This is a genomic window from Acidobacteriota bacterium, assembly GCA_038040445.1.
Classification (GTDB): domain Bacteria; phylum Acidobacteriota; class Blastocatellia; order UBA7656; family UBA7656; genus Onstottus_A; species Onstottus_A frigus.
This window is the reverse complement of record JBBPIG010000013.1, coordinates 25,852-50,156: the sequence shown is the minus strand read 5'-3', so window position 1 is coordinate 50,156 and position 24,305 is coordinate 25,852. Positions and strand designations below refer to the sequence as shown.

At 57.4% G+C, this 24,305-nt stretch carries 27 protein-coding genes; 15 read left to right on the top strand and 12 right to left on the bottom strand.

Annotated elements, in window-relative coordinates; genetic code table 11:
• The first annotated feature begins 153 nt into the window (after positions 1 to 153).
• Positions 154 to 1,578: an amidase gene (locus tag AABO57_15205; GenBank protein MEK6287086.1), complete on the top strand. Its 1,425-nt coding sequence runs from the start codon at positions 154 to 156 to the stop codon at positions 1,576 to 1,578.
• 218 nt (positions 1,579 to 1,796) lie between these two features.
• Positions 1,797 to 2,183, top strand: coding sequence for an MmcQ/YjbR family DNA-binding protein (locus AABO57_15200; GenBank protein MEK6287085.1), 387 nt, complete (start codon positions 1,797 to 1,799; stop codon positions 2,181 to 2,183).
• Between the two features lie 8 nt (positions 2,184 to 2,191).
• Here the strand turns inward: AABO57_15200 and AABO57_15195 are convergent, their stop codons facing one another.
• Positions 2,192 to 2,497, bottom strand: coding sequence for a DUF5615 family PIN-like protein (locus AABO57_15195; GenBank protein MEK6287084.1), 306 nt, complete (start codon positions 2,495 to 2,497; stop codon positions 2,192 to 2,194).
• Positions 2,498 to 2,550: 53 nt separating this feature from the next.
• Complete coding sequence (locus tag AABO57_15190) at positions 2,551 to 2,787, bottom strand: DUF433 domain-containing protein (protein MEK6287083.1); 237 nt, start codon at positions 2,785 to 2,787, stop codon at positions 2,551 to 2,553.
• A gap of 168 nt (positions 2,788 to 2,955) precedes the next feature.
• On the opposite strand from AABO57_15190, the gene AABO57_15185 reads away from it, so the two are divergent.
• From AABO57_15185 to AABO57_15165, 5 genes are all read left to right on the top strand, one after another.
• The gene (locus AABO57_15185) at positions 2,956 to 3,582 is read left to right on the top strand and encodes a YdeI/OmpD-associated family protein (GenBank protein MEK6287082.1); all 627 of its coding nucleotides are present in this window, start codon (positions 2,956 to 2,958) and stop codon (positions 3,580 to 3,582) included.
• Positions 3,583 to 3,771: 189 nt separating this feature from the next.
• Positions 3,772 to 5,238: an IMP dehydrogenase gene (gene guaB, locus AABO57_15180; protein ID MEK6287081.1), complete on the top strand. Its 1,467-nt coding sequence runs from the start codon at positions 3,772 to 3,774 to the stop codon at positions 5,236 to 5,238.
• A gap of 8 nt (positions 5,239 to 5,246) precedes the next feature.
• Positions 5,247 to 6,092: a methyltransferase domain-containing protein gene (locus AABO57_15175; GenBank protein MEK6287080.1), complete on the top strand. Its 846-nt coding sequence runs from the start codon at positions 5,247 to 5,249 to the stop codon at positions 6,090 to 6,092.
• A gap of 118 nt (positions 6,093 to 6,210) precedes the next feature.
• Complete coding sequence (locus AABO57_15170; GenBank protein MEK6287079.1) at positions 6,211 to 7,284, top strand: diacylglycerol kinase family protein; 1,074 nt, start codon at positions 6,211 to 6,213, stop codon at positions 7,282 to 7,284.
• 199 nt (positions 7,285 to 7,483) lie between these two features.
• The gene (locus tag AABO57_15165) at positions 7,484 to 8,749 is read left to right on the top strand and encodes a hypothetical protein (GenBank protein ID MEK6287078.1); all 1,266 of its coding nucleotides are present in this window, start codon (positions 7,484 to 7,486) and stop codon (positions 8,747 to 8,749) included.
• A gap of 226 nt (positions 8,750 to 8,975) precedes the next feature.
• Here AABO57_15165 and AABO57_15160 read toward each other — a convergent pair whose 3' ends face one another.
• Positions 8,976 to 9,536 carry an OmpH family outer membrane protein gene (locus AABO57_15160; GenBank protein MEK6287077.1) on the bottom strand — a complete coding sequence of 187 codons (561 nt, stop codon included), beginning with the start codon at positions 9,534 to 9,536 and terminating at the stop codon, positions 8,976 to 8,978.
• Positions 9,537 to 10,039: 503 nt separating this feature from the next.
• Between AABO57_15160 and AABO57_15155 the strand changes: the two genes are divergently transcribed.
• Together AABO57_15155 and guaA are read left to right on the top strand one after the other, a co-directional pair.
• The gene (locus AABO57_15155; protein MEK6287076.1) at positions 10,040 to 10,495 is read left to right on the top strand and encodes a choice-of-anchor D domain-containing protein; all 456 of its coding nucleotides are present in this window, start codon (positions 10,040 to 10,042) and stop codon (positions 10,493 to 10,495) included.
• A gap of 73 nt (positions 10,496 to 10,568) precedes the next feature.
• Positions 10,569 to 12,107 (top strand): glutamine-hydrolyzing GMP synthase, encoded by a 1,539-nt coding sequence (gene guaA, locus AABO57_15150; protein MEK6287075.1) that lies wholly within the window; start codon positions 10,569 to 10,571, stop codon positions 12,105 to 12,107.
• A gap of 39 nt (positions 12,108 to 12,146) precedes the next feature.
• Here the strand turns inward: guaA and AABO57_15145 are convergent, their stop codons facing one another.
• Positions 12,147 to 12,380: a hypothetical protein gene (locus AABO57_15145; GenBank protein ID MEK6287074.1), complete on the bottom strand. Its 234-nt coding sequence runs from the start codon at positions 12,378 to 12,380 to the stop codon at positions 12,147 to 12,149.
• Positions 12,377 to 13,120 carry an HAD family hydrolase gene (locus AABO57_15140; protein MEK6287073.1) on the bottom strand — a complete coding sequence of 248 codons (744 nt, stop codon included), beginning with the start codon at positions 13,118 to 13,120 and terminating at the stop codon, positions 12,377 to 12,379. Before AABO57_15140 ends, AABO57_15145 begins: the two co-directional genes overlap by 4 nt.
• Positions 13,121 to 13,214: 94 nt before the next feature.
• Between AABO57_15140 and rsmG the strand changes: the two genes are divergently transcribed.
• Complete coding sequence (rsmG, locus tag AABO57_15135; protein ID MEK6287072.1) at positions 13,215 to 13,844, top strand: 16S rRNA (guanine(527)-N(7))-methyltransferase RsmG; 630 nt, start codon at positions 13,215 to 13,217, stop codon at positions 13,842 to 13,844.
• Positions 13,845 to 13,930: 86 nt separating this feature from the next.
• Here the strand turns inward: rsmG and AABO57_15130 are convergent, their stop codons facing one another.
• The 3 genes from AABO57_15130 to AABO57_15120 form a co-directional block, all read right to left on the bottom strand.
• Positions 13,931 to 15,361 carry a M20/M25/M40 family metallo-hydrolase gene (locus AABO57_15130; protein ID MEK6287071.1) on the bottom strand — a complete coding sequence of 477 codons (1,431 nt, stop codon included), beginning with the start codon at positions 15,359 to 15,361 and terminating at the stop codon, positions 13,931 to 13,933.
• Between the two features lie 535 nt (positions 15,362 to 15,896).
• Positions 15,897 to 17,180 (bottom strand): serine--tRNA ligase, encoded by a 1,284-nt coding sequence (gene serS / locus AABO57_15125; GenBank protein MEK6287070.1) that lies wholly within the window; start codon positions 17,178 to 17,180, stop codon positions 15,897 to 15,899.
• A gap of 116 nt (positions 17,181 to 17,296) precedes the next feature.
• Positions 17,297 to 17,512: a hypothetical protein gene (locus AABO57_15120; protein ID MEK6287069.1), complete on the bottom strand. Its 216-nt coding sequence runs from the start codon at positions 17,510 to 17,512 to the stop codon at positions 17,297 to 17,299.
• 105 nt (positions 17,513 to 17,617) lie between these two features.
• Between AABO57_15120 and AABO57_15115 the strand changes: the two genes are divergently transcribed.
• From AABO57_15115 to AABO57_15095, 5 genes are all read left to right on the top strand, one after another.
• Complete coding sequence (locus AABO57_15115) at positions 17,618 to 17,866, top strand: AbrB/MazE/SpoVT family DNA-binding domain-containing protein (protein MEK6287068.1); 249 nt, start codon at positions 17,618 to 17,620, stop codon at positions 17,864 to 17,866.
• Positions 17,863 to 18,195, top strand: a complete 333-nt coding sequence (locus AABO57_15110) for a type II toxin-antitoxin system PemK/MazF family toxin (GenBank protein MEK6287067.1) — start codon at positions 17,863 to 17,865, stop codon at positions 18,193 to 18,195. Before AABO57_15115 ends, AABO57_15110 begins: the two co-directional genes overlap by 4 nt.
• A 14-nt stretch (positions 18,196 to 18,209) precedes the next feature.
• Positions 18,210 to 19,097 (top strand): peptidoglycan editing factor PgeF, encoded by an 888-nt coding sequence (gene pgeF, locus AABO57_15105; GenBank protein MEK6287066.1) that lies wholly within the window; start codon positions 18,210 to 18,212, stop codon positions 19,095 to 19,097.
• Between the two features lie 164 nt (positions 19,098 to 19,261).
• Positions 19,262 to 19,639 (top strand): hypothetical protein, encoded by a 378-nt coding sequence (locus AABO57_15100; GenBank protein MEK6287065.1) that lies wholly within the window; start codon positions 19,262 to 19,264, stop codon positions 19,637 to 19,639.
• A 60-nt stretch (positions 19,640 to 19,699) separates the two neighbouring features.
• Positions 19,700 to 19,864 (top strand): hypothetical protein, encoded by a 165-nt coding sequence (locus AABO57_15095; protein MEK6287064.1) that lies wholly within the window; start codon positions 19,700 to 19,702, stop codon positions 19,862 to 19,864.
• Positions 19,865 to 20,129: 265 nt separating this feature from the next.
• Here AABO57_15095 and AABO57_15090 read toward each other — a convergent pair whose 3' ends face one another.
• From AABO57_15090 to AABO57_15075, 4 genes are all read right to left on the bottom strand, one after another.
• Positions 20,130 to 21,173: a VWA domain-containing protein gene (locus tag AABO57_15090; protein ID MEK6287063.1), complete on the bottom strand. Its 1,044-nt coding sequence runs from the start codon at positions 21,171 to 21,173 to the stop codon at positions 20,130 to 20,132.
• A complete protein-coding gene (locus tag AABO57_15085; protein ID MEK6287062.1) occupies positions 21,170 to 22,249 on the bottom strand; it encodes a VWA domain-containing protein in 1,080 nt (359 codons plus the stop codon). Before AABO57_15085 ends, AABO57_15090 begins: the two co-directional genes overlap by 4 nt.
• Before the next feature lie 24 nt (positions 22,250 to 22,273).
• Positions 22,274 to 23,218 carry a VWA domain-containing protein gene (locus AABO57_15080; GenBank protein ID MEK6287061.1) on the bottom strand — a complete coding sequence of 315 codons (945 nt, stop codon included), beginning with the start codon at positions 23,216 to 23,218 and terminating at the stop codon, positions 22,274 to 22,276.
• A 99-nt stretch (positions 23,219 to 23,317) separates the two neighbouring features.
• Positions 23,318 to 24,268 carry an RluA family pseudouridine synthase gene (locus AABO57_15075; protein ID MEK6287060.1) on the bottom strand — a complete coding sequence of 317 codons (951 nt, stop codon included), beginning with the start codon at positions 24,266 to 24,268 and terminating at the stop codon, positions 23,318 to 23,320.
• Positions 24,269 to 24,305: the final 37 nt, after the last annotated feature.

Genomic DNA, 24,305 nt, shown 5'->3' with positions numbered 1-24,305 from the left:
GCGACTCTGCGGTGCGTGATTCGGCGTTAGGTTAACCGCAGAGACGCCGAGGACGCAAAGGTCACGCAGAGAAGACATTCGAATTACAGCGTGTCTGAAACAAACAACGCACCCTCCCCGTCTCCCGCGAATAAACTCCCTGACGAATTGCAGATCAGCACGGGCAGTGAGATATGTTTCAAGGACGCCGTCGAGCTGGCCGCGATGATTCGAAAGCGCGAGTTGTCTGCGACAGAAGTAATGGCCGCCTTCCTTTCGCAGATCAAGCGGGTCAATCCGAAGGTGAACGCCATTTGTACTTTGGTGGGTGAGGAAGCGGCGCTTCGTTCTGCCAAGGAAGCCGACGAGCGATTGGCGAAAGGCCATAGGCTGGGGCCGCTCCACGGTTTGCCGCACGCCGTAAAGGATCTGGCGCCGACTGCGGGCATTCGAACCACGTTTGGCTCTCGCATCTACAAAGACTTTGTCCCCGACAGTGATGGGCTGATTGTGCAGAGGCTCAAGGCCGCAGGCGCGATCGTCATCGGCAAGACCAACGTCCCCGAGTTCGGCGCGGGGTCACAGACATTCAACGAAGTATTCGGCGCCACACTCAACCCGTACGACCTGACCAGGACCTGTGGCGGAAGCAGCGGCGGTGCGGCAGTGGCGTTGGCCTGCGGCATGGTTCCACTGGCTGATGGCAGCGACCTTGGCGGCTCGCTCAGGAATCCAGCCGGCTTCTGTAACGTCGTTGGGTTTCGGACCGCGCCCGGTCGTGTTCCCGTTTATCCATCAGCTCCCGGTTCGAACGCGCTTTCGGTAGAAGGGCCGATGGCTCGCTCGGTGCAGGATGTTGCCTTTCTGCTTTCTGTAATTGCGGGCGCCGACCCGAGAGCGCCAATTTCCATAGATGAACCAGGCTCGGTTTTCTCGAGACCGCTTCAGCGGGATTTCAGAGAGACACGGATTGCCTGGAGCCGTAGTCTGGGGCGATACCCGGTGCAGTCCGCCGTTACTGAAGTTTGCGACGCGGCGCGCTCGACTTTCGCGGCGCTTGGCTGCCAGGTGGAAGACGGTGAGCCGGACTTCCGCGATGCTGATGAAATCTTTCAGGTTCTTCGAGCCTGGTCGTTCGCACAAACGAGAGGAGAAGATCTCAAGCGGCGTCGCGATCTGATCAAGGATACTGTGGTTTGGAATATCGAGCAGGGCTTGAAGCTGAGCAGTCTCGATGTGGAGCGCGCCGAGGCAAAACGCACGCCGCTCATCCAGCGAGTGAGAGAGTTTATGGAACGTTACGAGTTTCTAGTGCTGCCAGTGTCTCAGGTCGCGCCCTTTAAGGTTGAGGTGGACTGGGTCAGGGAGATCAATGGGATCGGAATGGAAACCTACATAGACTGGATGGCGACGTGTTACGCGATAACGGTGACCGAGCTGCCGGCAATCTCAGTACCGTGTGGCTTCACCAAGGACGGTCTTCCCATCGGTTTGCAAATCGTCGGACGTCATCAACGAGAATTCGATGTCTTACAGTTGGCGTTTGCGTTTGAACAGGCGACTCAACATGGAAAGACGCGCCCCTCGAATGCGATTTAGCCGCCCACGCCTACACAGAAAGCAACGCCGTATTCATCGTTGCTCTTACAGATAAGGCTGAGCGATACTTCAACCCGAGCTGAGGTGGCAGCAACTCGGAACTACGAGGTACACATGGCAGGACTGAGCTTTCCAAACGAAACGCCCGAGGGCCGAGGCGACTGGTACCCGCCACTGAACGCGTGATGCCATTGCTAGCAAAGTCGCGTGAGGGAAACTTGAGCAAGTCGCAAACGCAGAAGCGTCCGCGCAAAGGCAAGCCGGTCACTTTCGACACGGTGCGTCAGCTTGCACTCGCGCTGCCCGGCGTTGAGGAAGGGACCTCCTACGGGACACCCGCCTTCAAAGTCGGCGGAAAACTGCTTGCCCGCTTTCACCAGGACGGTGAGTCGCTGGTCCTCAAAACCGAGTACGCCGCGCGCGAGGTCTTGATTGGAGCCAATCCAAAAACTTTCTACATCACGGACCATTATCGCTGCTGGCCGTGGATGCTCGTGAGGATCTCGAACGTCGATCCGGGCGAGCTCGGTGCGCTTCTCGAGGAGGCGTGGCGCGGCCTTGCGTCCAAGCGTGACATAGCGGCCCGCGACGCGAGTGGGGATTAATCTCACCTTCATCCCTGTGCTATGGAGTTCGCCAAGTGCTTTGAACCGCATCTCTCATTACGACGAGTTAATCCCGGCCATTCTTGTTCGGGAAAGTGATTCATCGCCTGCATAACTCTTTGGTGAATCTTTTGTTCATTCGGCTGCTTCAAGCGCACTACTAGAATCCCGCAATGCTGTTCATCGCGGGGCTGGACGAACCCTTTGTCTGTAGTAATCAGCAAACGCCGTTCACCTTGGACTCTAATCCACAGCAAGTCGTCGGGCATCCCCTGATCGACTGTACCGCGAATATCCAGCACGTCGTGTCCCATTCGTCTCAATTCGTGAACGGTGACGATAGGTATGTTTTCGTCTACGCAAATCTTCATGCAGTGGGGGCGAGTTCTTCAATGGGCGTGACCTGTTCTTCGGCAAGCAGCGCTGCATACTCCAGACAGGCGTGGATATCCGCTCGCTCGATCGAGGGAAAAGCCTTGAGCAAGCCGTCAATCGAATCGCCGTTGGCCAACATCCCGAGGATCTGAGATACGGGAATGCGTGTGCCTTTGATGCAAGCCCGCCCGTGGCAGATTTGTGGCTCAATCGAAATTCTGTCGTGCATGCTTAGAGTCTCCGGTCAAAACACTAAGGCCTTTGCGAAACAACGTCAACCACTGGATTCACCGCGACGCTCGTAGACTCTCGGCCCCTGGCAGGAATCGTTGCTTGATCTTCCGAATCAATCTGACGAAAATAACCACTTCGTAGACCAATCAAAAGGAGCCGAACAATGGGAACCAAAGACCCGCGTGTGGATGCTTACATCGCAAAGTCGGCGAGCTTCGCGAAGCCGATACTAACTCACCTCAGAAAGCTGATTCACGACACGTGCCCGTCTGTTGAGGAAACGATGAAGTGGAGCTTTCCGCATTTCATGTGCAAGAGCCCCGGCCAGCGAAATCCCCGCGTGCTCTGCAGCATGGCTTCTTTCACGCAACACTGCGCCCTCACCGTCTGGTACACGAGCGGAGGCACAATGAGCGGCGAGCCCAAACCCGCGGAAGGCATGGGTCAGTACGGCAAGATCACCAGCATCGCCGATTTGCCCAAAGACAAAGAGTTGATCAAACAGATCAAAGAGGCGGTTAAGCTTCACGACTCCGGCGTAAAACCTGCCGCGCGTGCCCGATCGACCGATACGAAAGAGTTGGAGATCCCCGATTACTTCACAGCGGCGCTGAAGAAGAACAAGAAGGCGCTCGCGACGTTCGGGCAGTTCAACTACAGCAACAAGAAGGAGTATGTTGAATGGGTCACCGAGGCTAAGACCGAGGAGACTCGAAAGAAGCGGCTCGCGACGGCAATCGAATGGATGTCCGAAGGAAAGGTGAGAAACTGGAAGTACGTCAGAGGTTGACCGTGGCAGTCGTTGACTAGCAGTCGAGTGAGAGGCGTCCAACAGCCCTGAAAATGGCGCAGCTTGCAATCCACGGGTTGCTTTGATAGCCTCCGAAGCTGGCCGGGTAGTTGGCCAGCATCAATCGTGCGGCGGAGCCAAAGCTCACCTGCACGTGCCCAAACAACCCGCATTTATCGAGGTACCACGATGCTGGCAGGTGATATTACCGAGGCTCTCACCTTTGACGACGTTTCTCTCGTTCCCGCACGCAGCGTTGTCCTTCCCACTGAAGCCGACACTACAACTCGCTTCACGCGAAACATCCCGCTGAACATTCCGATTTCGTCCGCCGCAATGGATACGGTTACTGAATCGCATCTGGCTATTGCCATCGCGCAACAGGGCGGCATCGGTGTCGTGCACAAGAACCTCTCGATCGACGTCCAGCGCGACGAAGTCGACAAAGTGAAGCGCAGTGAGTCGGGCATGATAGTTGATCCGGTTACGATGACGCCCGATCATCCGATATCCGACGCGGTTGAGGTGATGGAGCGCTATCGCATTTCGGGCGTACCTATAGTCGAGGAAAACGGTCACCTCGTCGGGATTCTCACCAATCGCGATCTGCGGTTCGAAACGCGGCTGGACCTGCCGATCAGCGAGGCGATGACCAAGGACAACCTGATCACCGTTCCCGTCGGCACAACGCTCAACGAAGCTAAAGCGATCCTTCAGCGACACCGGATCGAGAAGCTGCTCGTCGTCGATGACAACTACAGGCTCAAGGGCCTGATTACCGTAAAAGACATTCAAAAGGCGATCAGGTATCCGCTCGCGGCTAAGGACGGGCTGGGACGCTTGCGCGTTGCAGCAGCGGTGGGCGCAACCGGAGATTTCCTGGAGCGCGCCGAAGAGTTGGTTCGCGCTCGCGTCGATGCGTTGGTGATCGACACGGCTCACGGGCACACCGAGAGCGTGATCTCCGCGGCGAAGAAGATAAAAGGCCGTTTCCCTGAAGTCGATCTCGTAGCCGGCAACATCGCCACAGGCGAAGCGACCCGCGACTTGATCTCTGCCGGGATCGATGCCGTCAAAGTAGGAATGGGTCCAGGGTCGATATGCACGACACGCGTGGTGAGCGGAGCCGGGGTCCCGCAGATTACTGCCATACTTGAATGCGCCAGCGCCGCCCGCGGATCCGGTGTGCCGGTCATCGCAGACGGCGGCATAAAGTACTCCGGCGACATAAGCAAGGCGATCGCGGCGGGCGCCGACTCGGTGATGATCGGCTCTCTGTTCGCCGGCACCGACGAGAGCCCGGGCGAGATAATCCTGTTTCAGGGCCGATCGTTCAAGGCATATCGCGGGATGGGTTCGATCTCCGCGATGAAGGAGGGCAGCCGCGATCGCTACGGCCAGGCGAGCGAGTTTCAGATGTCCAAGCTTGTGCCGGAAGGCATCGAAGGAAGAGTCCCGCACAAGGGCCCAATTTCGTCGCTCGTCCATCAACTAGTCGGAGGTCTGCGAGCGGGAATGGGCTACTGCGGCTGCGGCACGATCGCCGAGCTTCACGAGAAGTCGCGCTTCATTCGCGTAACGTCGGCCGGCTTGCGCGAAAGTCACGTTCACGACGTGATCATAACGAAGGAAGCACCGAATTACAGGATTGAGTGAACGGCAAAGTGCAAAGAGCAAAGGGCAAAGGAAATCGCGAGTGGCTTGCCCTTTGCTCTTGGCGCTTTGCTCTTTTTCTTATGCCCCTCGACGTGAAGAAAAGTTGGAATGCGTGTGGCGAAGCATTCGACCGATTCACCTCCGCCGAAGATTCGTTCTCAGACAACATCGAGCGTCCCGCCATCAAACAGTTGATCGGAGACATCACCGGTGCGCGACTCCTGGATCTGGGCTGCGGCTCTGGTACGTATTCACTTTGGTTCGCTGAGCTTGGCGCACAGGTAGTCGGGCTCGACATCTCGCAGACGATGATCTCGCTGGCGCAAGCCAAGGCTAGCGAGCGCGGCCTCAAGCCAGACTTTCGAGTAGCTGATATCCGTGAAGCGCTTCCGTTCCCCGAAGCCGAGTTCGACATGGTCTTCACGGGCACCTCGCTTCATTACGTTGGAGACATCGACGCGATGATGAAGCAAGTAGCGCGGGTGATGAAGCCGGGCGCGCTGCTGGTCGCAAGCGTTCTCCACCCTATGTCCACGGCGCTGTTCCCTTCGTCCGAATCGGAAGAGGTGGAAGGCCCGAACCCATGGGAAGGCTGGTATTTCGGTTCGCCGATCAGAACCATAGAAACTCCGTGGCTAGGCTACGCCGGCGTTTCAAGCGAAGGCCGCCGCATCTTCTGCCATCATCATACGGTCTCCGACTACTTCAACGCCCTGACATCAGCCGGTCTAACAGTCACGGCGTTGTTGGAACCTGCACCGTCCCTGGAGCTCGCCGCAAAGAACAACGCCCGCTACTATCAGGCGATGCGCGTGCCCGTATTCTTGATCCTTATGGCTGAGCCGATTACGTAGAGGGCAGACTCCGAACTGCCAAATGAATTACCTTCCGACAATCGTCGGCAAAATCCTGCGTCGCCTGTGCACCTTGCCCCTTAAAGAACCGCCCTTCTAGAATAGTTACGGGCTGGAGATGAGCGGCATTCCAGTTGCCTCTTATCAGCGTCGGCGCGTGATGAACCCCAAATCAGCAACAATAATCTACAATCCGATGTCGGGGCGTCCCGCGCGCCGCGCCGAAGCCGTCCGCCGAATGATCGGACTGCTGGCCGAACGCGGTATCGACGCCGACGCGCGCCCGACGGCGGGGCCTGGGGACGCGACCCGCCTCGCGCGAGAAGCGCTAACCGAAGGGGCGGACATTATCATCAGCTACGGCGGAGACGGAACGTTGAATGAAGTAATCCAGGTAATGACCGGTAGCCGGACCGCGCTTGCCGTGTGGCCCGGCGGCACCTCGAACGTTGTAGCGCGCGATTTGGGAGTTCCATTCGATATCGAAGAACTCGCCGACATGATCGCCGCTGGTAAGACTCGGCGCATCGCTCTCGGTCTTGCGAAGGCGGGTTCCGGGTTCCGGGTTCCGGGTTCCGCGTTCGAGGCCGGTTCAGGGTTCCGGGTTCCGGGTTCCGAGATCGGTGCTCAGCGTGCCGCGATTGAGACCGTCAGCGCAAATGCAGAACCCGGAACCCGGAACCCGGAACCCGGAACCACCGGACGGTATTTTCTCATGATGGCGGGTATCGGGCTCGACGCCTCCGTCGCGCGCGGCGTCAACAAGAAGCTCAAACGGAGAACGGGCGAGTTCGCTTACTGGATTTCGGGCCTCAAGCATTTTTTTTCGTGGCGCGGCGAACCGTTCACAATCGAAGTAGACGGCCGCCGCTACCAAAGCGCTTTTGCGTTGATCGGGAACGGCAAGGGATACGGTGGAGGGATGACGATCACTCCAGGCGCGAAGCTGGAGGAGCCGTGGTTCGAGGTGTTCATATTGCCGCCGCTGGCGAACAACGTCGCTTACCTGCGAGCGCTTGCCGGGTGCATGCGAGGAAAGCCCGAAGTCGCCGGGGCCGCTCTGGTCAGAGGCAAACACGTTGCGGCGAACTCGACCCACGAGCCGTGGGTCGAAGCCGATGGCGAGATCCTCGGTCCGCTGCCGATGACCTTCGATGTGGTGCCCGATGCGCTTTCGGTGATCGTTCCGTAGTAGCATGGACTTCAGTCTGTGCAGGCACCCGTGGTGGTGTAAGGCACCCCGTAGGGGTGCAATGTGTCGGATCAACTCTCGTAAAATGAGCGAGTGACCGACAGTGGCACCCCGCTGGGGTGCGCAACGCCGAACGACCCGCTTCTATAAACATTCAACTCCTAACGGAGTTGGTCAAACGTATTTGAGGAGTTTCAAAATGGCTGCAGTAATGATTTCTTTTTTTCTAGCCGGACTGTTGATCTCGAATTCAATCGCCTCGGCGAGCGTCACTGTGACGTCGCGCGTGAAGACTTCGCAGCAAGAGCGATCAAACGGCGCCGGCGATACCGCGCGCGCAGCAGATCAGGCCGAGTTTGACCGGCTGAGGACCGAAGGCTTCGACGCGGTGTACAACATCGACTACAAAACCGCGCGCGAACGGTTCCTCCAGATGACAAAGATCGCCCCTGACCATCCAGCGGGCTATGTTTATTTGGCGAACAACCTTTGGCTCGAGACCCTGTATCAGAGCCGCCGGCTGTCAACCTCTGTTTATACCGGCGGATCGTTTTACGCACAGGAAAAAACCGAGGACAAAGTCGATCCAAAACGCGACCGCGAGTTCAACGAGCTGATCAAACAAGCGTTGGCTGCTACGCGAGCTCGTTTGGCGAAAGACTCCAAAGACGTCGAAGCGCTTTACTACAACGCTTCGGCGTTGGGGATCAGAGCGGCGTACGGCACTTCGGTTAAGCGCAGCTTCACGCGCTCTATTGGCGACGCGAACGACTCGATCCAGATTCAACGGCAGGTTATCAAGCTCGACCCCGAGTACATCGACGCTTACTTGAGCATTGGGCTCTACGAGTACGTGATCGACAGCTTGCCGTTTGGCTGGCGCTTGCTGGCGCGGTTCGCGGGACTAAAAGGATCAAAGAGCAAAGGCATCGAGCACCTCGAGCTTGTCACCAAGCGGGGCAAATACACGGCTGACGACGCCAGAGTCGTGTTATTGGGGATCTACAGCAAGGAGAATCAACCCGAACGCGCGCTGGACATAATCAGCTACATGGTAAAGCAGTATCCGCGCAATTATCTATTTGGAGTCGAGCGCGCGGCAATGTTGTACCGGATGGGCCGGGCGGATGATGGCGCTCGCGCATTTGGTGATCTGCTGAAAGTCGATCGCGTGGTTGGCCAAGCCGCCGACCTGGTGAACTATCAATGGGGCGAGGCGCTGCAGGCTAAGCAAGACTACGCGGGCGCCGCCGCGCGGTACAAGGAAGCGCAGCGCTGGTCGAAGTCGGATCCCGGGTTGATTTCTCTAGCGCACCTTCACGCGGGCGAGGCATTGGACGCGCTCGGCAAACGCGACGAAGCGATGGCCGAGTATCAGATGGTGCTGAAACGCGAGAACATCTTCGACTCGCACAAGCTTGCGACGCAGTACGTGAAGAAGCCTTATGTGGTGGCGAAGGGGTAAGTCGGGTTTCCTGTAGTTCGTCGCAGATGCGTGACAACGGGAGATGGCTGACGGGGTTCTGCCACTCTTCTGGTTCGCCGCACAAAACCACGATCTGAAGTTCATCAATCGCGGTGCTGATTGGTATTCGGCGCGCCGGTTGACGCCCATCGTTAGTCGCGCGTGAACCATACGCGGGGGCGAGCATGGGCTCGCCCCCGCGACATTCCTCACGTCGTATCCTTGGTCAGACGACGCCGAAGAAGAAGACACCGCGATCAAGGTACTTGCCGACATCGTGAAAGTTGAGTTGTTGGAGTACCGAGTTGCCGAAGTAGCCCGTCTTCTCGACACCGCTCGGGATCCTCAGCGCGAAGCTGAACGATGTGGAAGCGGTCGCCGATCCCGCCGGGCCGAGCGAGAAACCTATCGTCGCCGGCTGTGCCAGCGTCGGAAAGCGTCGGTCGAAGTCGGACAAGAAGAGATCGTTGCTCGTGATCGGATTTCGATTTCCGACTGCCACGGCAACCGCAAGGTTTACCCACGCAAAAGGATCAGGATTCGTCACCCCTACGGTGTAATTGATCGTCCCGCCGATCGGAGCGGTGTTATTCCAGCTCTGCCAGGTGATAACGGGTGATTCCGCGCGCTTCAGCTTGTTCTCGAGTTGCTCGCGTGTCAGTGAAACGAACGTCTCACCGCTTTTCTCTCGCTTTTTCTTCTCTTTCTGAATCTCGGCCTCGATTGCCTCGATCGCCCGCTTGATTTCTGCTGCTGTCTTTTTGCTTGCTGTCTTTCCGGTTGGCATATATTCCTCCTTCCACTAGGCTTCCTCTGAAATGTTTGGCGCTTGGTAGGGACCACGTCCGAAACCTTGGGGACCTGACTTTAGCCTCGCAGTTCCGGTATGTTCGTGCCTACAGATCGGATGTCGATATCTCCTCCACCATACATGACGCGATTTGAGAATAGACCAATGCAAGAATCTTCTTGAGGAGCCGCGGAATACCAGAATCGCCATTCCCTGGCGTTCCTCTTGTCCATCCAATCCAGTGCCTGGGCTTTAGACCCTGGCGAATGCCTCCCTATAATCCTCGCTCAACACTATGCCTTCCGATCACGAAGCGGTTCTCATCCTCGACTTTGGCGGACAGTACACACAACTCATAGCGCGACGAGTCCGCGAACTCGGCGTGTACTCAGAAATAATGGGTGTGCCCGTGCTCGGCATCTGCTGCGGCGTCCAACTCAGTGCCAACGCTTCCATGCTGCGAAGTTTGGTTCTATAATTCTGAATCAGGAGTTGAGGTCATGAAAAAAATACTGCCGCTGGCTCTTGTACTCTTTGGATTAGCACACCTGACGTTTTCCCAAAAGACAAACGAGAGTGAGCAACAACCGCCAGCGGTCAAGCTCGAACCGAGCAGTATTGACTTCGGCGATCAAGTGGCGAAGAAGCCCAGCAAGTCGCAAAGAATCACTGTCACGAACACAGGCGGAAAGAAGCTATACATTAACAGCGTCGTGATCAGTGGTGATGAGCGACAAGATTTTGCGGTGGTTCAGGACACGTGCACAGGGGCGACCATCGATTCAAGCAAGAGCTGTATCGTTGATGTTAGCTTCACGCCGTCAGCAACCGACGGCCGCAACGCTGCGATCGTCCTCACGGACAATGCTGCGGACAGCCCGCAGAAGGTGCCGTTAACCGGGAAAGGCATCAACTCTTCCGCTGTGCGTCCCTCGGGAGACAAGCAGGAAAGGTAACTTGCTGATCTCATTTCTGTCTTGAACGCCAGCTCCAGAGCCTTGCGAGCTGGTATCATCCTGATTCAACATTATGGCCTCCGATCACGAAACCGTTCTCATCCTCGATTTCGGCGGACAGTACACTCAACTGATCGCTCGCAGAGTTCGCGAACTTGGCGTCTACTCCGAGATAGTCCCCTTCAACACGACCACCGAAGAGATCCGTCGCAAGGACCCGCGAGCCATTATCTTATCCGGAGGTCCGTCGTCGGTCTACGAAGAAGGCGCGCCGCATCCTGATCCCGCAGTAATCCAAATGGGCGTGCCCGTGCTTGGCATCTGCTACGGCGTGCAACTGATGGCTCATTTCCTGGGCGGCGAGGTCAAGCCGTCTAACAGACGCGAGTATGGACAGGCCGAGATCGCCGTTCAGGCTGAGAGTCAGTTGCTCGCTGGTCTGAGTTCGCCGCTCAAAGTCTGGATGAGCCACGGCGATTATGTGAGCCGTCCGCCTGAAGGTTTCACGATCACCGCGGCTACTGAAGCTGCAATCGGAGCTGTCGAAGATCACGCGCGTAAGCTCTACGGGGTTCAGTTTCATCCTGAGGTCGCTCACACTCCCCAAGGCAAAGAGATACTCCGCAACTTTCTGGTTAACGTTTGCCAATTGCGCTGCGATTGGACGATGGCCTCGTTCATAGAGACTACCGTCGAAGACATCAAGCGTCGCGTTGGAGACGGCCGGGCCGTTTGCGGTCTGTCGGGTGGAGTCGACTCCTCGGTCGCGGCTGCGCTTGTTGCGCGAGCGATCGGCGACCGTCAGACCTGCATCTTCGTGGACACCGGGCTGCTCCGCAAGAACGAGTTTGAAGAGGTGCTCGAAGCTTACCAAGAAATGGACCTCAACGTGATCGGCGTCGCGGCGGGCGAGCGCTTCTTGACGAAGCTTGCGGGCGTGATCGACCCCGAACGCAAACGCAAGATCATCGGCAACGAGTTCATCGAGATATTTCAAGAAGAAGCGCGAAAGCTCGGCCACGAAGACTTTCTCGTCCAGGGCACACTTTATCCCGACGTGATCGAATCGGTCTCAGTGAAAGGCCCGTCCGCGGTGATCAAGTCTCATCACAATGTGGGCGGCTTGCCTGAGAAAATGAATCTCAAGCTGATCGAGCCTCTGCGCGAGTTGTTCAAGGACGAAGTGCGAAGAGTGGGCCGCGAGCTGGGCTTGCCCGAAGACATAATCGGTAGACAGCCGTTCCCGGGTCCGGGCCTGGCTGTTCGCATACTCGGCGAAGTGACTGCCGATCGCGTGGCCTTGCTCCAAGAGGCTGAAGCGATTGTCATCGAAGAGATTCGCCGAGCCGATCTGTACGACAAGGTTTGGCAATCATTCGCGGTGCTGTTGCCGGTTTCGACGGTCGGAGTGATGGGAGATATGCGGACTTATGACAACGCGATCGCGCTTCGGGTGGTCGAGTCGCTTGATGGGATGACCGCCGATTGGGCGCGGCTTCCTTATGATGTGCTGCAGCGAATCTCGTCTCGAATCGTGAGCGAGGTGCGCGGGGTCAATCGAGTGGTCTACGACATCAGCTCGAAGCCGCCTTCTACCATTGAGTGGGAATAAAGGACAGGTTCAGGGTTCAGAGTTTCGGGTTCTGCGTCATCATTGGAGCTTCCGCACCAGACAGACGGCTTTCACCTGGTGACGATCGAGCACGGTGAAGCGAGTCGCGAAGTCCGGCGGTTCAACGCCGTCTCGAAGATCAACGACCGCCATCTCACCGCCCTGGATCCGCTCCGAAGAGCCAAACACCCGATAGCGCGACGAGCGCGTGGCCATCATCTTGATGTCGATGTCTCGTGATGCTTCGGCTTCGCGTAGGCTGAAAACCTTCATTCGAGTCCCCCGTCGAGCATTCCAACCAGCCTCGGAATGTCAGTCAAGTCATCGGTCACGAAGTCGGCGATAGTCGTCTCGCCTTCTTCCATTGGCGTGACTCCGACAAATCGAATCGCGCGATAGCCCGCTCGCTTGGCGCCGATGATGTCAGTCCGTTCGAGATCGCCCACGTGCACCATCGCTCCAGGCGCCGCTGAAAGCGACCGGGCCGTGCGCTCGAAGACTTCGATGTGAGGCTTCGCGCGACCCGCTTCATCTGAGAAAACCAGCGAGTCGAACACGTCGAGCAGGTCGTTGTCCGCAAGCACCTGCTTCAGCACTCGGCCCGGCGAGAACCCCACATCTGAGATGATCCCCAGCCGATAGCACTGCGCCAAACTGGACAGCGCTTCACGCGCGCCGGCTACAAGCACCGGCGGGTGCTCGAGGATTCCCTCTTCGAAGCGCGCCACAATCGTCGCAAGCACCGGCTCAGACACCGCGACGTCAAGGTGATTCAGAATTGTGCTCACGCGCTCAACAGCCGGCAGAGTTCGGTGCTCCTCTTGCCAGATTCGGTGATGGCTCTCGGCCTCGATCGAACAAGCGCGCGCCAGATCGGCCTTGAGACGAGAGCCGTGTTGAGGGAACATCTCGGCCAGCAAGCTTCGCCTTCGATGTTGATACAGCCGAAACGCTCCCGGCTGTTCAGTGAACAACGTGTGCCAAAAATCAAATGAGACCGCCTTGATACGCAATTGCGAGCTTCCCTTTCCTTCTTGTCGGATTGTGTTAAGACTGCAAAGGTATTCTAATTAAACCGCAGCCAAACGAACAGCATCGAGGGGATCGATGAGCCGCGATCAAACCGCCGCATTCCAATCCGAGCTCGAAACAGCGATCTCGAGTTACGGGATCGAGGCGCTAACGGAAGGGCAAACGACTCAGTTGGTGAGACATTATTCGATGCTCTGCCGGTGGAATCAGCGACTGAACCTGACGCGAATCACCGAACCACGGGAGGCAGCCAGGCTTCACTATGCGGAATCTCTTTTTGGAGCGCGATTCATAGCCGGCGCGCGTACGTTGCTGGACATAGGTAGCGGCGCAGGATTCCCGGCTATCCCGCTGGCAGTCGCGAGGCCCGATTTTCAAGTAACCGCTCTCGAGGCGAATCAAAAAAAGTCGCTCTTCCTGAAAGAGGCGAAAGACGAATTGGGGCTGGCGAATTTGAAAGTTATGACCGCCAGGCTGGAAGAATTCGATTGGGCCGGCTACGACCTTCTCACAAGCCGAGCCCTCGATCGCGCCGAAGCCGTCCTGCCGACAGTCATCGAGCGCCTGAGCCCGAAACAGACGCTGATGCTCTACTGCGGATCAGATCTCGTTGCGAAGCTTGAAGGACAGGTTAATTACAAGATCGAAACTCATCCGATCCCGCACAGTCAAGCGCGTCTCATAGCGATCTTCTCCAGGGAATAGACCGCGGATCGAACGGATCCGGCGGATTCACACTGATTTGATCTGTGCCGATCCGTCGAATCCGTTGCGTCCGTGGTCTATTCCGATCACTTCGACGCGGCGACATAGATCACCGCCCAGTAGATGAACTCGACGAACTTGCCGAGCCCGTCAACTGAGATCCTCTCGTCGTTGCCGTGGATGCTGGCGCGCTCGCGGTCGCCGGCCACGCTTCCCAGACCGTACGCCTGCACGCCCTTCGCTCGAAGCTGCGCCGAATCAGTCGCGCCGGTAAGCATTAGCGGCAACGTCACGACGCCCGGAAAGACTTTCGCCTGCGCGCCTTCAAGCGCGCGAAACATATCGCTCTCGAGCTTCGACGGCGGGGTTGCGGGACGACCTCGCGCCGGCGGCGGAATCACTTCGACGGCGGGGTCGTCGATGAGTTTGCGCAGAACCGCCGCCAGCGCGTCGATGTCTTCATCGGGCACTGCCCGCACGTCGAGTGTAGCTTCGGCGTCGCCCGGGATGACATTGCTGCGGAAGCCGCCCTTGATGATCGTTGGAACAATCGAAGTCCGCAGCATGGAGTTATATGAGCCGTTGTGAGCGCGAATCTTTTCCTGAACCATTTGGCTGTTGGCCGGATCTTCGAGGTGAGTGTACAGAAACGCTTCTTCCGCCGGACTGATCTTCGCGAGCCGGGAGAAGAACGCGCGCGTCGTTTCATTCAATCGCATCGGTGATTGCCAGTTGCCGACTTTTGCGACCGCAGCCGCAAGATGAGTGATCGGGTTGTCGGGTCGCGGGACCGAGCCGTGCCCGCTTGTGCCTCGCGCGACGAGCCGGAAACCTCGCGGAACCTTCTCGGTGGTCGCTATGCCTACGTATTTGACCTTGCCGTCGAGTGCATAGATGGTTCCGCCTTCGTTGAGCGCGTATTCGCATTCAATCTTGTCCCAGTGCTGAGCGACCATGTAATCGATTCCAACTGTTGAGGTGCCTTCTTCGCCAGCTTCGGCAAGGAAAATGACATCGCGATCGAGTGGGACCTTCATCCGGTGAAGCAACAGGAAAACTTCGAGACACGCGCTCGTCATGCCTTTGTCGTCGGACGCGCCTCGACCGTAGATGTATCCGTCCTTGATCACGCCGCCGAAAGGATCGACGGTCCACTTGTCACGCTCGACGCCGACGACATCGATGTGGCCCATCAGCAAGAGAGGTTTCTTCTTGCCGTTGCCTTTGATACGCGCGACGATGTTGCCGCGCCCGGGTTCCATTTCGAATATCTCGGACGCGATGCCTTCGCGGTCGAGAATGGATTTCAAATACTCGGCTCCTTTGGTTTCGTTGCCCGGCGGGTTGCTGGTATCGATGCGGACGAAACCTGTGAGAATTTTTACTACCTCATCGCGCGCGGCAGCGAAGTCGGGCGCTGCGGATTTGTCGGGACCACCCGCGGCTAGCGAGCCCGATGTTAGCAGTGCGAGCGCCGCGGCCAGAGCAAGTGGTCTCCGCTGTAGGTGTCGGCCCATCCCATTTCCTCCCGGTTGCGTATTGACGTAACTCAACGCCTGTGGCGGTTACCGCCGAAAGCGAGCGGTAGCTTATCAACGCGTGGCGGAAGCAGCAAGCTACAAGAGAATTCAGCTTCGTGCGCAATCGGTCAAAAAGAAATCGATGCAGTCAATGGGAAAGTCAAACTGATAATGGTATCGCCGCACCGTGCGTTTCAATGGCGGGCAAGTGGTTTATCTCAAACAGGTGTGACTAGACTAAGGTGATGGCACGATCCGTGCAGATCGATACAGCGGAAGCTTGAGACGCCTGAAGGTGTTCTCTTGGGGCCACCGTACGCAGCGCTGGATGAATTGGCGCGCGCGAAGTTGAAGCCATCTTCCATTCACCGCTCCGGGCCTCACCGCCGGAACGGCCGATGGTTTCGATGGCTCGCACGCGCGACTTTTAGACCGAGTCAGAACCCTCTCTACGGCTTCTGGCGCTGACGTATGGTGGCTCGCTTTCCTAATTGCGGATTGCGGATTTCAGCGTCGCCACTTGTCGCGTACTTCACTTGATAACTTTCAAGTCGTCCATGTAAGGCTGCAGTGCTTCCGGGATTACTACCGAGCCATCTGGTTGTTGATAATTCTCGAGCAACGCCAGCCACAGCCGTCCAATCGCCATACCCGAACCGTTCAGAGTGTGCGCGAACTCCGGCTTCGACTTCGATTCGCGGCGGAATCGAATTCCTGCGCGCCGCGCCTGGAACGCTTCGCAGTTCGAACACGAAGAGATCTCGCGATAGGTGTTTTGGCTGGGCAGCCACACTTCGATGTCATAGGTCTTCGCCGACGAGAATCCCAGATCGCCGGTCGATAGCGCGACTCTGCGATACGCGAGCCCGAGTCTTTCAAGCACCGCTTCGGCGTCTCGGGTCAGCGATTCCAGTTCCTCGTAGGAATCTTCCGGACGGGTGATTTTGACCAGTTCCACTTTGTCGAATTGATGCTGCCGAATCAGCCCACGAGTGTCTTTGCCGTAGCTTCCCGCCTCGGATCGAAAGCAGGGGGTGTAGGCCGTCATCTTGATTGGCAAGCGCGCGCCGTCAAGGATTTCGTCCGCGTAGATGTTCGTCAGCGGCACTTCGGCAGTTGGGATCAGATACAAGCCGCGCTCGTCGGTGAGCTTGAACAGATCGGCTTCGAACTTCGGAAGCTGCCCGGTGCCATACAGAGTCTTGGCGGTCACGATCAACGGCGGCGCCACTTCTTCGTAGCCGTGCCGCTGCGTCTGCATCTCCAGACAGAAATTGATCAGAGCTCGTTCGAGCCGTGCTCCCTTGCCGGTGAGAATCGAAAAGCGCGCACCCGAAATCTTCGCCGCGCGCTCGAGATCCAATATCCCAAGCGAGGTCCCCAGATCGACGTGATCGAGCGGTTCGAAGTCAAAAGCCGGAGGCGTGCCCCAACGCTTTATTTCTTGATTGGCGGCTTCGTCCGCGCCGGCCGGCACGCTTTCGTGCGGCAAATTCGGCAGCGTCACCATCAGATTGGTCAGATCAGTCTCGACCGCGCTTAACTCAGCTTCGGTCGCACTGATGCGGTCGCCCAGTTCTCGCACGGCCGCGCGGCGCGATTCAGCCTCATCTTTGCGGCCTGCCTTCACCAGCGTTCCGATCTCCTGGCTTTCACGATTGCGCGTCGCGTTCAACTCGTCGCGCTCGCGAATTAGCGCGCGGCGACGCTCGTCGAGCTCGCTGAACTGGTCGAGCGCATTCGGCGGAACCCCGCGCAGTTCGAGTTTCTTTCTGGCAATGTCGAGATTAGTGCGCACGAAATTAATATCGAGCATAGTAACTGTCACCTTTCATGGCTGAACGATAAACCGAGAGCGTAAGCGCGCTCAGCGGCAGTGTCAACAGAGCGTGCCGGGAACAATAATGTTCGAGACTCAGGTGGCTGCCCAGTTCAGCTTCGCTTGCGCAGGCGGCGCAGCATTGCGCTGCAACTGTAGTGTGATGAGAATACAGCCGGTGATGAGATGGATGCGAAGAAGACGACGTAGAGGATGAACTTGAGCCAGCGCGTGCCTCCCGGATCAACTCCCATGATCAGGATCGCTCCGACTATTGAGAATGCCAGGATGCCGCCGATGTTTATGAGGAGCCTTTTCTTGTTATCCATAGCGAACCTCCGATAAACCTGAAGGATTCTAGCACAGAATGGGACGCTTTCAAGTTGGTTATAGAGCAGCAACACAACTGTGATCCGCTGTGCTACAATCGCGCTATGAAAACGGCAGACAACGTGACCATTGAAGATGGCGGCAAAATCACCCTGCCCGCTGCCGTGCGATCGCGATACGGTCTAGCAGAACACACCCCCGTCCGCGTGATCGAAACGCGCACCGGCATCCTGCTTGTTCCAATCACGCAGGAGCCAATGAGCGAGGCGTTAGCCGATGAGCTGCAAGCGTGGCTGTCAATCGGCGCTGAAAGCTTTGAGACGTTCCCCTACGACGAGGATTCGCAATCGTGACCGTCGGTGATCTCTATTGGGTCGAGCTTCCAGTGCGAGGAAGCCGCGCCCAAGCGGGACGCCGCCCGGCGATCATTCTTCAGACGGTCTCGACATTACCAACCACGCTGCTTGTCCCTCTTACTTCCCAGCCAGACGCTCTGCGCTTTCCCGGCACCATTCTGGTGGAACCCGACCGAGAGAACGGACTGCGCCGCCCTTCGGTTGCTCTTGTCTTTCAACTCACTGCGGTGGATAGCCGGTTCGTCACGGACAGACTGGGCAACGTATCAGACCGGGTTCTGGAAGAAATCTTTTCTGCGCTTGACTCGCTGATTGGTCGAACATAAAGGTTGACTCGATTATGCAAGAGCTGGTTGAAGAAGGCGCCGCCGCAGGCCCGTTCGTTATGCGCGAGCGCGAGATCGACAATGCCGATGTGAAGGCTCGCGTCGCGTATCTCGTATGCGAACCGCTCGAGCAAGCAGGCTTCATCAACGCCTTCAGCACGCGGCTCGGCGGCGTGAGCCCGCTGCCGTCGAACTCACTGAACCTCGGTCATTTCAAAGGCGACCAAAGGGAGAATGTCGACGAGAATCGCCGCCGCTTTCTCGGTGCAATTGGAGCCGAGCAAGCGCAGATCGTCACTGCCCGCCAGACCCATTCGACCGAACGTTGTGAAATCGAATCGCCGGAGCAGGCACGAGGCCCTCAGCCTGATTGCGACGCGATGATCACGCGGCTTGCCGGTGTGCTGCTTGCAGTGCAGACTGCCGACTGCTTGCCGGTGTTGATCGCAGACACGAAGACGGGTGTGATGGCTGGGATTCATGCGGGATGGCGAGGAACGGCTGGACGGATCACCGAACGCACGATCGCGGATCTGGTGCTGCTTAACGGCGTCAACACCTTCGATTGCATCGCCGCGCTCGGGCCGGCCGCGTGCGCCCAGTGCTACGAAGTCGGAGAAGACGTGATCGAACGATACAAAAAAGAGTTCGGCTACTGGCGGAAGCTGCTGGTGAACTTCAAAGAAAACGGCAAGGCTCATCTGGACATTCGCGCGGCTAACATTCAACAACTCAGTTTCTGCGGCTTCAGCGAAGATCGCATACACGTAGCCGAATACTGCACGATGCACCAGAACGAATTCTTCTTCTCGTATCGAAGAGAAGGGAAGGGACGCCCGTCCGGCGTTGGGCGGTCGTTGTCAGTGATAGGCAGAGCAAAAACGCAGTTTAGTCCCCAGTGAGTTTCGCGTTGCCCTGCTCTTTCAGGTGCTGCTATAGTCAGACATCACAAACGGAGATCGCCTGCATGCTAGAAGCGTGCAGGCGAATTTTTTTGGCCGGTTCGCGCTCGATCGACCCGGCGCCGCCGGCGAGTTTGATTTTCCTGGGAGGAAGGAGAATTTCCATGAGCGAAACGATACTAGTGGGACGAGGGCCGCAGATTACTTCGATTCCTCGCGCCGAATGGGAAGGGCACTTGAGCAAGGTCCCGGAGGCGATGAAGACCAGGCTTTGTTTCATGTCGAGGGAGCATCAACTGGTGCGCTACTTCGTTGTGAGGGAGCTCCCGCGCATAGGGAAACCCATCGCGCCAAAGATCATCGCGGCGAGACTGATGCTCGCGCTGCCTCGGGTAAATGAGATTCTCGCCGAGCTGGAGGAAAGACTGTTTTTTCTGGTTCGGGACAGCCACGGCCACGTGAGCTGGGCCTATCCGGTTACCGCTGATAAGACGCCGCATCGCCTAGTCTTCAACACCGGTGAGCGGCTGTATGCGGCTTGAGCGGAGGACGCGATTGCGGCGCCCTTCGTCGAAGGGCGTTTACGAAAAAAGCGGCTGTCGGTGCAAATAGAAACAGAGTGCGCGCATTGCGACCGGTCTATGCGGCTTACCATCGGCAGCGACCTGAGGCATCAAGCCGCCGATGAAAACGCGACACCGTTGGTGTTTGAACCCGAGATAGACTGGGCAAGATTCATCGAGCCTAACATCATTCACGCTTACTGACGAAACTCGTTGTTCTTCTGGTCAGAAGAACATGCCCGGGAGTTTCGCGAGAGCGGGGAACACGTGGACGGTTTGTTCTTGACGCTCGATCAGAGCGCCTACTCGACGCGGATCGTTCAGGGAGCGCTGTTCGGTTTCAGGTAATCGTCGCTTGTAGCGTTGTCGGAACAGGCTTGGCTGGCAGTTTTGCGGCTGCTGTTTCAATGTGCTGTCGAGGGTAAGTGAGTCGTGCTGTTATTCAAATCAGTCTGCTTCGCGGGTTCGACTAACTCGGCGCAAAGTACCCTCGCCGATGCCGCACCGTTAGGTCGCCGTGATTCTTTATCTTGACCTGGATCGTGCGAAACGAACCGTCTTTTGCAGGGTTCGCAGGCGTATAAGCAAGGATGTACTGCGAACGCAGGTCTTCGTCTATCTGGGCGTACGCAGTATCGAGATCGGCTGAGTTCTTCGGAAAGAAGGCTCGCCCTCCTGTCTCTGCCGCAATTTTCTTGAGCGTTCCCGAATCGACGCCCATCGGTCCGCCGATGCCGATCGAATAGACAATGATCTCGCTGCGCCACGTTCGCTCGATGGCCTCGCGCATCTTCACGCTGCTCGAAGTGTCTGCACCGTCGGTGACCAGGATGATCACCCGGCGGCCGGCCTCTCGCCTCAGCAGCTCCGACGACACCGAATAAATCGAATCGAACATGGCGGTCGAGCCAACTCCTGAGTTGTTGATTGGAGGCGTGCTGCCCGGCCGCTGCATGACCTGCGATTGCGCGGGAATTCTCACATCGTCGAGCGCACGATAGAGCTTCTCAACGTCCGATGTCAGGTCCTGCACAAGCACTGATTCGTGTTCGAAAGTGACCACCGCTGCCAGATCTTTCTTGGGTCGAAGCACCCGGCGAAAGAATGTTTTTCCTGCCGATACCTCGTCGGACAGCGTCCACTCCTGGCTACCGGATATGTCTATCAACATGGCAATCGTGATCGGCAGGTCAGTCTGCCGCTCGAACGAAAACACCTGCTGCGGCTTGTTGTCTTCCATGACATCAATCTGATCCTTTGAGAGATCGTTTATGTAGCGATTCTTCTTATCGGTGACGTTGAACGGCACGGTCACAAGCTGAGTCCCCAGCTTGAGCACCTGTTCTTCCTGGTTGGGTTCCGCCTCCGCGGGCTTCTTGTTCTTGTCCTGCTTTTCTTGACCGGTCTTTGGTGGTGCTCCAGACTGCTGCGTATTGGCGACGCTCAGGGAAACAGAGAGAAGGACCAACGCCGACACTATTGCTGCTAAAAAATGTGTTCTTACTGACTTCATTTCTTTACTTCTTCCGTAGCCGCGTAATAACCGCGGCGATGAATTACGCGGGCTTCAGGCCGCGCGTTGACTCGCACTTCGACGCGTCTGAAACGCCCGTCGTGCATCGAGTTCGAAGGTGAATAAGCCAGCAGGTACTGGCTGCGTAGCTCGGTTTCTATCTGACGAAAATTGTCGAGTAGATCATCGGCCCCGCGTGGGAAGTACGCCCGTCCACCGGTCTCATCGCCCAGTCGCCTCAACACATCCTCGCGCACTCCTTCGAATCTGAAGCGGTCGCCGATGCCTATTGAGTAAATGATGACGCCCGCGCGCCACGCGCGATCGATTGCTTCTTCGAGCTTCCGGCTGCTCGCGTTATCGACTCCATCGGTAAGCAGGATGATGGCCCGCCGGGTAATCTGATCGTCAGCCGAAACCCTGCGAATCTCATCGTGAGCCAGCACCTCGTCGGCAGTGATGTAGATGGCGTCGTATAGCGCGGTGGCTTGATGCCGCGAGCTCGCCGTGCCTAAGCGACGAGAGTACTGAATCTCGTCAAACGCCCGGTTCAGAGTTTCCGTGCGGGAGGAGAGCCCCTGTACCAGCTCGACATCCTCCTGGAACGTGAGTATCGCGGCGGAGTCTTTGGCCGGCCGGATGATCGAACGAAGGAACTCTCCAGCGGCGATCTTTGCTTGCGGGAACGTGTACTCCTGGCTGCCCGAAAGATCCATCAGAATGGCAATGTTGATCGGAAGAGTGGTTTCGCGCTTGAAGGTGAAGATCTGCTGAGGGCGGCCGTCCTCCAGGATGGTGATCTCGTCCTGTCGAATGTCGCTGATGACGCGGTTGTTGCGATCGAGGGCGGTGAACAAGACGTTGACCAGATCCGTGCCAAGGCGCACTGCTTCGTCGCTCGAGGCTATGTCATCGTCTTTGTTTTTGTCTTGTGGCTTCTGGTCTTGTCGAGTTGTCTGCCCGCTTTGAGAGTTCCGCGCGGGAGGTTGAGGCGCAGGTTTCGGTCTTTGCGCAAAGCTCGTGCAGTCGAGAACCGACAGGGCGATCACAGCGGTGACGACTTTCATGGATGACATATATCTATCCTCAATCCGCGATTCTCAGTAGACGTATCCCTGCTTGTGATACAGACGCGCGTCGGCGCCAATCAGTTTGACCTTGATCTCGCGTTTCTTGCCTGCCTTGGCCTGATTGGTCGGGGTGTAAAAGAGGACGTACTCTTGTCTCAGATCTTTCGCGACCTGGGTGAACGCGCGGAACAGCTCAGCCTTCTGCGACGGGAGGACTACCTGCCCTCCAGTCTCCTCGCACAGTCTGCGCAGCTCTTTGTCGTCAGCGTTTTCGACCATTCCTGAAGAGATGCCTTTGAAGTTTTTTGTGCTGATGCCGAAGATGGTCACATCGTAGCGTTGGGCCATCTCGATCGCGTCCCTCAACGTGTGCTCGCTGGCGGTGTCTTCGCCGTCCGACAGTATTACGATGATTCGGCGAGCCTCGGCGTCTGGAAGGTTAGCCATCTTCTCTTCGATGATGCGATAGACGCCGTCGAAGAGCTTTGTATAGCCGCCCGCTTTGAGTTTCCTCAGAGCGCGAATGAGCAGCTCCTGATTGTCGGTGAAATCCTGATGCAGCTCGACTGCCGAATCAAACGACGCCATCAAGACCTTATCCCTCCTGCGATATGTGGTCACCGTCGCAACGAAGTCCTCGCCCGCCTCCTTCTCGAACGGCAGCTTGAGCTTGACGCTGTTGCTTGTGTCGATAAGGAGGGCGATGCTGAGCGGCAGTTGGCTGGGTGAGACGAATTTCTCGATCTTCTGGCGCTTTCCGTCTTCATAGACTTCGAAGTTGTTCACAGTCAAACCGGGCAGAAACTTCTTGTCTTGCTTAGCCGAGATTGGGAGCCGCACTTCCAGCACGCCGATCTTGTCGTCGCGCTGCTGCGGCGCTGTCGGGTTAGTCGTGGGCTTTTGTGCGAATGCGGCGCCTACCGCAAGCAAAAAGATAGCCATGATTGGGAGCGCAAGCGATGATGATCGTGTCATCTGCTACCGGAAACCTCCGACGGGTCTGATGCACGGGATATCGATTAGCGATGCTATTCGAAGAAAAATTATAGAGGAACAAGCTGCGGCCTCACAACTTCATTCCAACTGCTTCAATAAGCCGGTGAGCTCCGCGGGCAGCGGTGAAGTGAACGCGAGCCGCTCGCCGGTGCGCGGATGAATGAAAGCCAGCTCGGCCGAGTGCAGGAAGTGTCGCCCCAGCGATTCCACGGCGCGCTTGGTTGGCGAGTTGCGAATAGAGTTCTCGCGGCCGCCTCCATAAGCCGAGTCTCCGACCACCGGATGGCCAATATGCGCCATGTGAACTCGAATCTGGTGAGTGCGGCCCGTTTTGATCTGGACCTTTAACAACGAGAAGTCTTGATAGCGTTGGGTGACCTCGAAGGTGCTATGAGCCGTTCGGCCCGCGCCCCCTCGAAGCACGGCCATCCGCGTGCGGTTGCGCGTCCCGCGTCCAATGCGCGCTTCTATTTCGCCTCGCTCCTTTGCAACCCGGCCATAGACCAGCGCGATGTATTTCTTGAATACCTTCCGATCGCGAAACTGGTCGGACAATCGCTCGTGGGTTAAGTCATTCTTGGCGACGACCAGCAAGCCCGATGTTTCCTTGTCCAGACGATGAACGATGCCGGGCCGAATGCGTCCTGCCGTGCCTGAAAGCGAGTTGAAGTGATAGACCAGCGCGTGAGCCAGCGTGCCCGAGTCGACTCCCGCGCCGGGATGAACGACCATCCCCGCCGGTTTGCTTACGACGATCAAATCATCGTCTTCATAGACTACATCGAGAGGAATTGGCTCGGGGACCAGCTCGACGGGAGGCGGATCGGGGAGGTCGATTTCGATTTGATCACCCGCGCGCAAGCGATAGCCGGGCTTGGCGACGCGTTGGTTGACAAGAATGTCTCCGGCTTCGATGGTCCGTTGGATTCGGGTGCGACTGATTTCCGTGAGATGCGAGGCAAGAAATGAATCGAGGCGCAAACCTGCCGCTTCGACGCCGACGCTTAGCAGTTGGGTTTCAACACTCACAAGAAAGCATGTAAGGCCGGCCCTCCGTGGCCGCCCC

Excerpts from the sequence above, each read along its gene's own strand:
- AABO57_15195 (MEK6287084.1), bottom strand. The coding sequence starts at position 2,497 with ATGGGACACGACGTGCTGGATATTCGCGGTACAGTCGATCAGGGGATG.
- AABO57_15190 (MEK6287083.1), bottom strand. The coding sequence starts at position 2,787 with ATGCACGACAGAATTTCGATTGAGCCACAAATCTGCCACGGGCGGGCT.
- AABO57_15185 (MEK6287082.1), top strand. The coding sequence starts at position 2,956 with ATGGGAACCAAAGACCCGCGTGTGGATGCTTACATCGCAAAGTCGGCG.
- guaB (MEK6287081.1), top strand. The coding sequence starts at position 3,772 with ATGCTGGCAGGTGATATTACCGAGGCTCTCACCTTTGACGACGTTTCT.
- AABO57_15170 (MEK6287079.1), top strand. The coding sequence starts at position 6,211 with ATGAGCGGCATTCCAGTTGCCTCTTATCAGCGTCGGCGCGTGATGAAC.
- AABO57_15165 (MEK6287078.1), top strand. The coding sequence starts at position 7,484 with ATGGCTGCAGTAATGATTTCTTTTTTTCTAGCCGGACTGTTGATCTCG.
- AABO57_15160 (MEK6287077.1), bottom strand. The coding sequence starts at position 9,536 with ATGCCAACCGGAAAGACAGCAAGCAAAAAGACAGCAGCAGAAATCAAG.
- AABO57_15155 (MEK6287076.1), top strand. The coding sequence starts at position 10,040 with ATGAAAAAAATACTGCCGCTGGCTCTTGTACTCTTTGGATTAGCACAC.
- guaA (MEK6287075.1), top strand. The coding sequence starts at position 10,569 with ATGGCCTCCGATCACGAAACCGTTCTCATCCTCGATTTCGGCGGACAG.
- AABO57_15145 (MEK6287074.1), bottom strand. The coding sequence starts at position 12,380 with ATGAAGGTTTTCAGCCTACGCGAAGCCGAAGCATCACGAGACATCGAC.
- rsmG (MEK6287072.1), top strand. The coding sequence starts at position 13,215 with ATGAGCCGCGATCAAACCGCCGCATTCCAATCCGAGCTCGAAACAGCG.
- AABO57_15130 (MEK6287071.1), bottom strand. The coding sequence starts at position 15,361 with ATGGGCCGACACCTACAGCGGAGACCACTTGCTCTGGCCGCGGCGCTC.
- serS (MEK6287070.1), bottom strand. The coding sequence starts at position 17,180 with ATGCTCGATATTAATTTCGTGCGCACTAATCTCGACATTGCCAGAAAG.
- AABO57_15120 (MEK6287069.1), bottom strand. The coding sequence starts at position 17,512 with ATGGATAACAAGAAAAGGCTCCTCATAAACATCGGCGGCATCCTGGCA.
- AABO57_15115 (MEK6287068.1), top strand. The coding sequence starts at position 17,618 with ATGAAAACGGCAGACAACGTGACCATTGAAGATGGCGGCAAAATCACC.
- pgeF (MEK6287066.1), top strand. The coding sequence starts at position 18,210 with ATGCAAGAGCTGGTTGAAGAAGGCGCCGCCGCAGGCCCGTTCGTTATG.
- AABO57_15100 (MEK6287065.1), top strand. The coding sequence starts at position 19,262 with ATGAGCGAAACGATACTAGTGGGACGAGGGCCGCAGATTACTTCGATT.
- AABO57_15090 (MEK6287063.1), bottom strand. The coding sequence starts at position 21,173 with ATGAAGTCAGTAAGAACACATTTTTTAGCAGCAATAGTGTCGGCGTTG.
- AABO57_15085 (MEK6287062.1), bottom strand. The coding sequence starts at position 22,249 with ATGTCATCCATGAAAGTCGTCACCGCTGTGATCGCCCTGTCGGTTCTC.
- AABO57_15080 (MEK6287061.1), bottom strand. The coding sequence starts at position 23,218 with ATGACACGATCATCATCGCTTGCGCTCCCAATCATGGCTATCTTTTTG.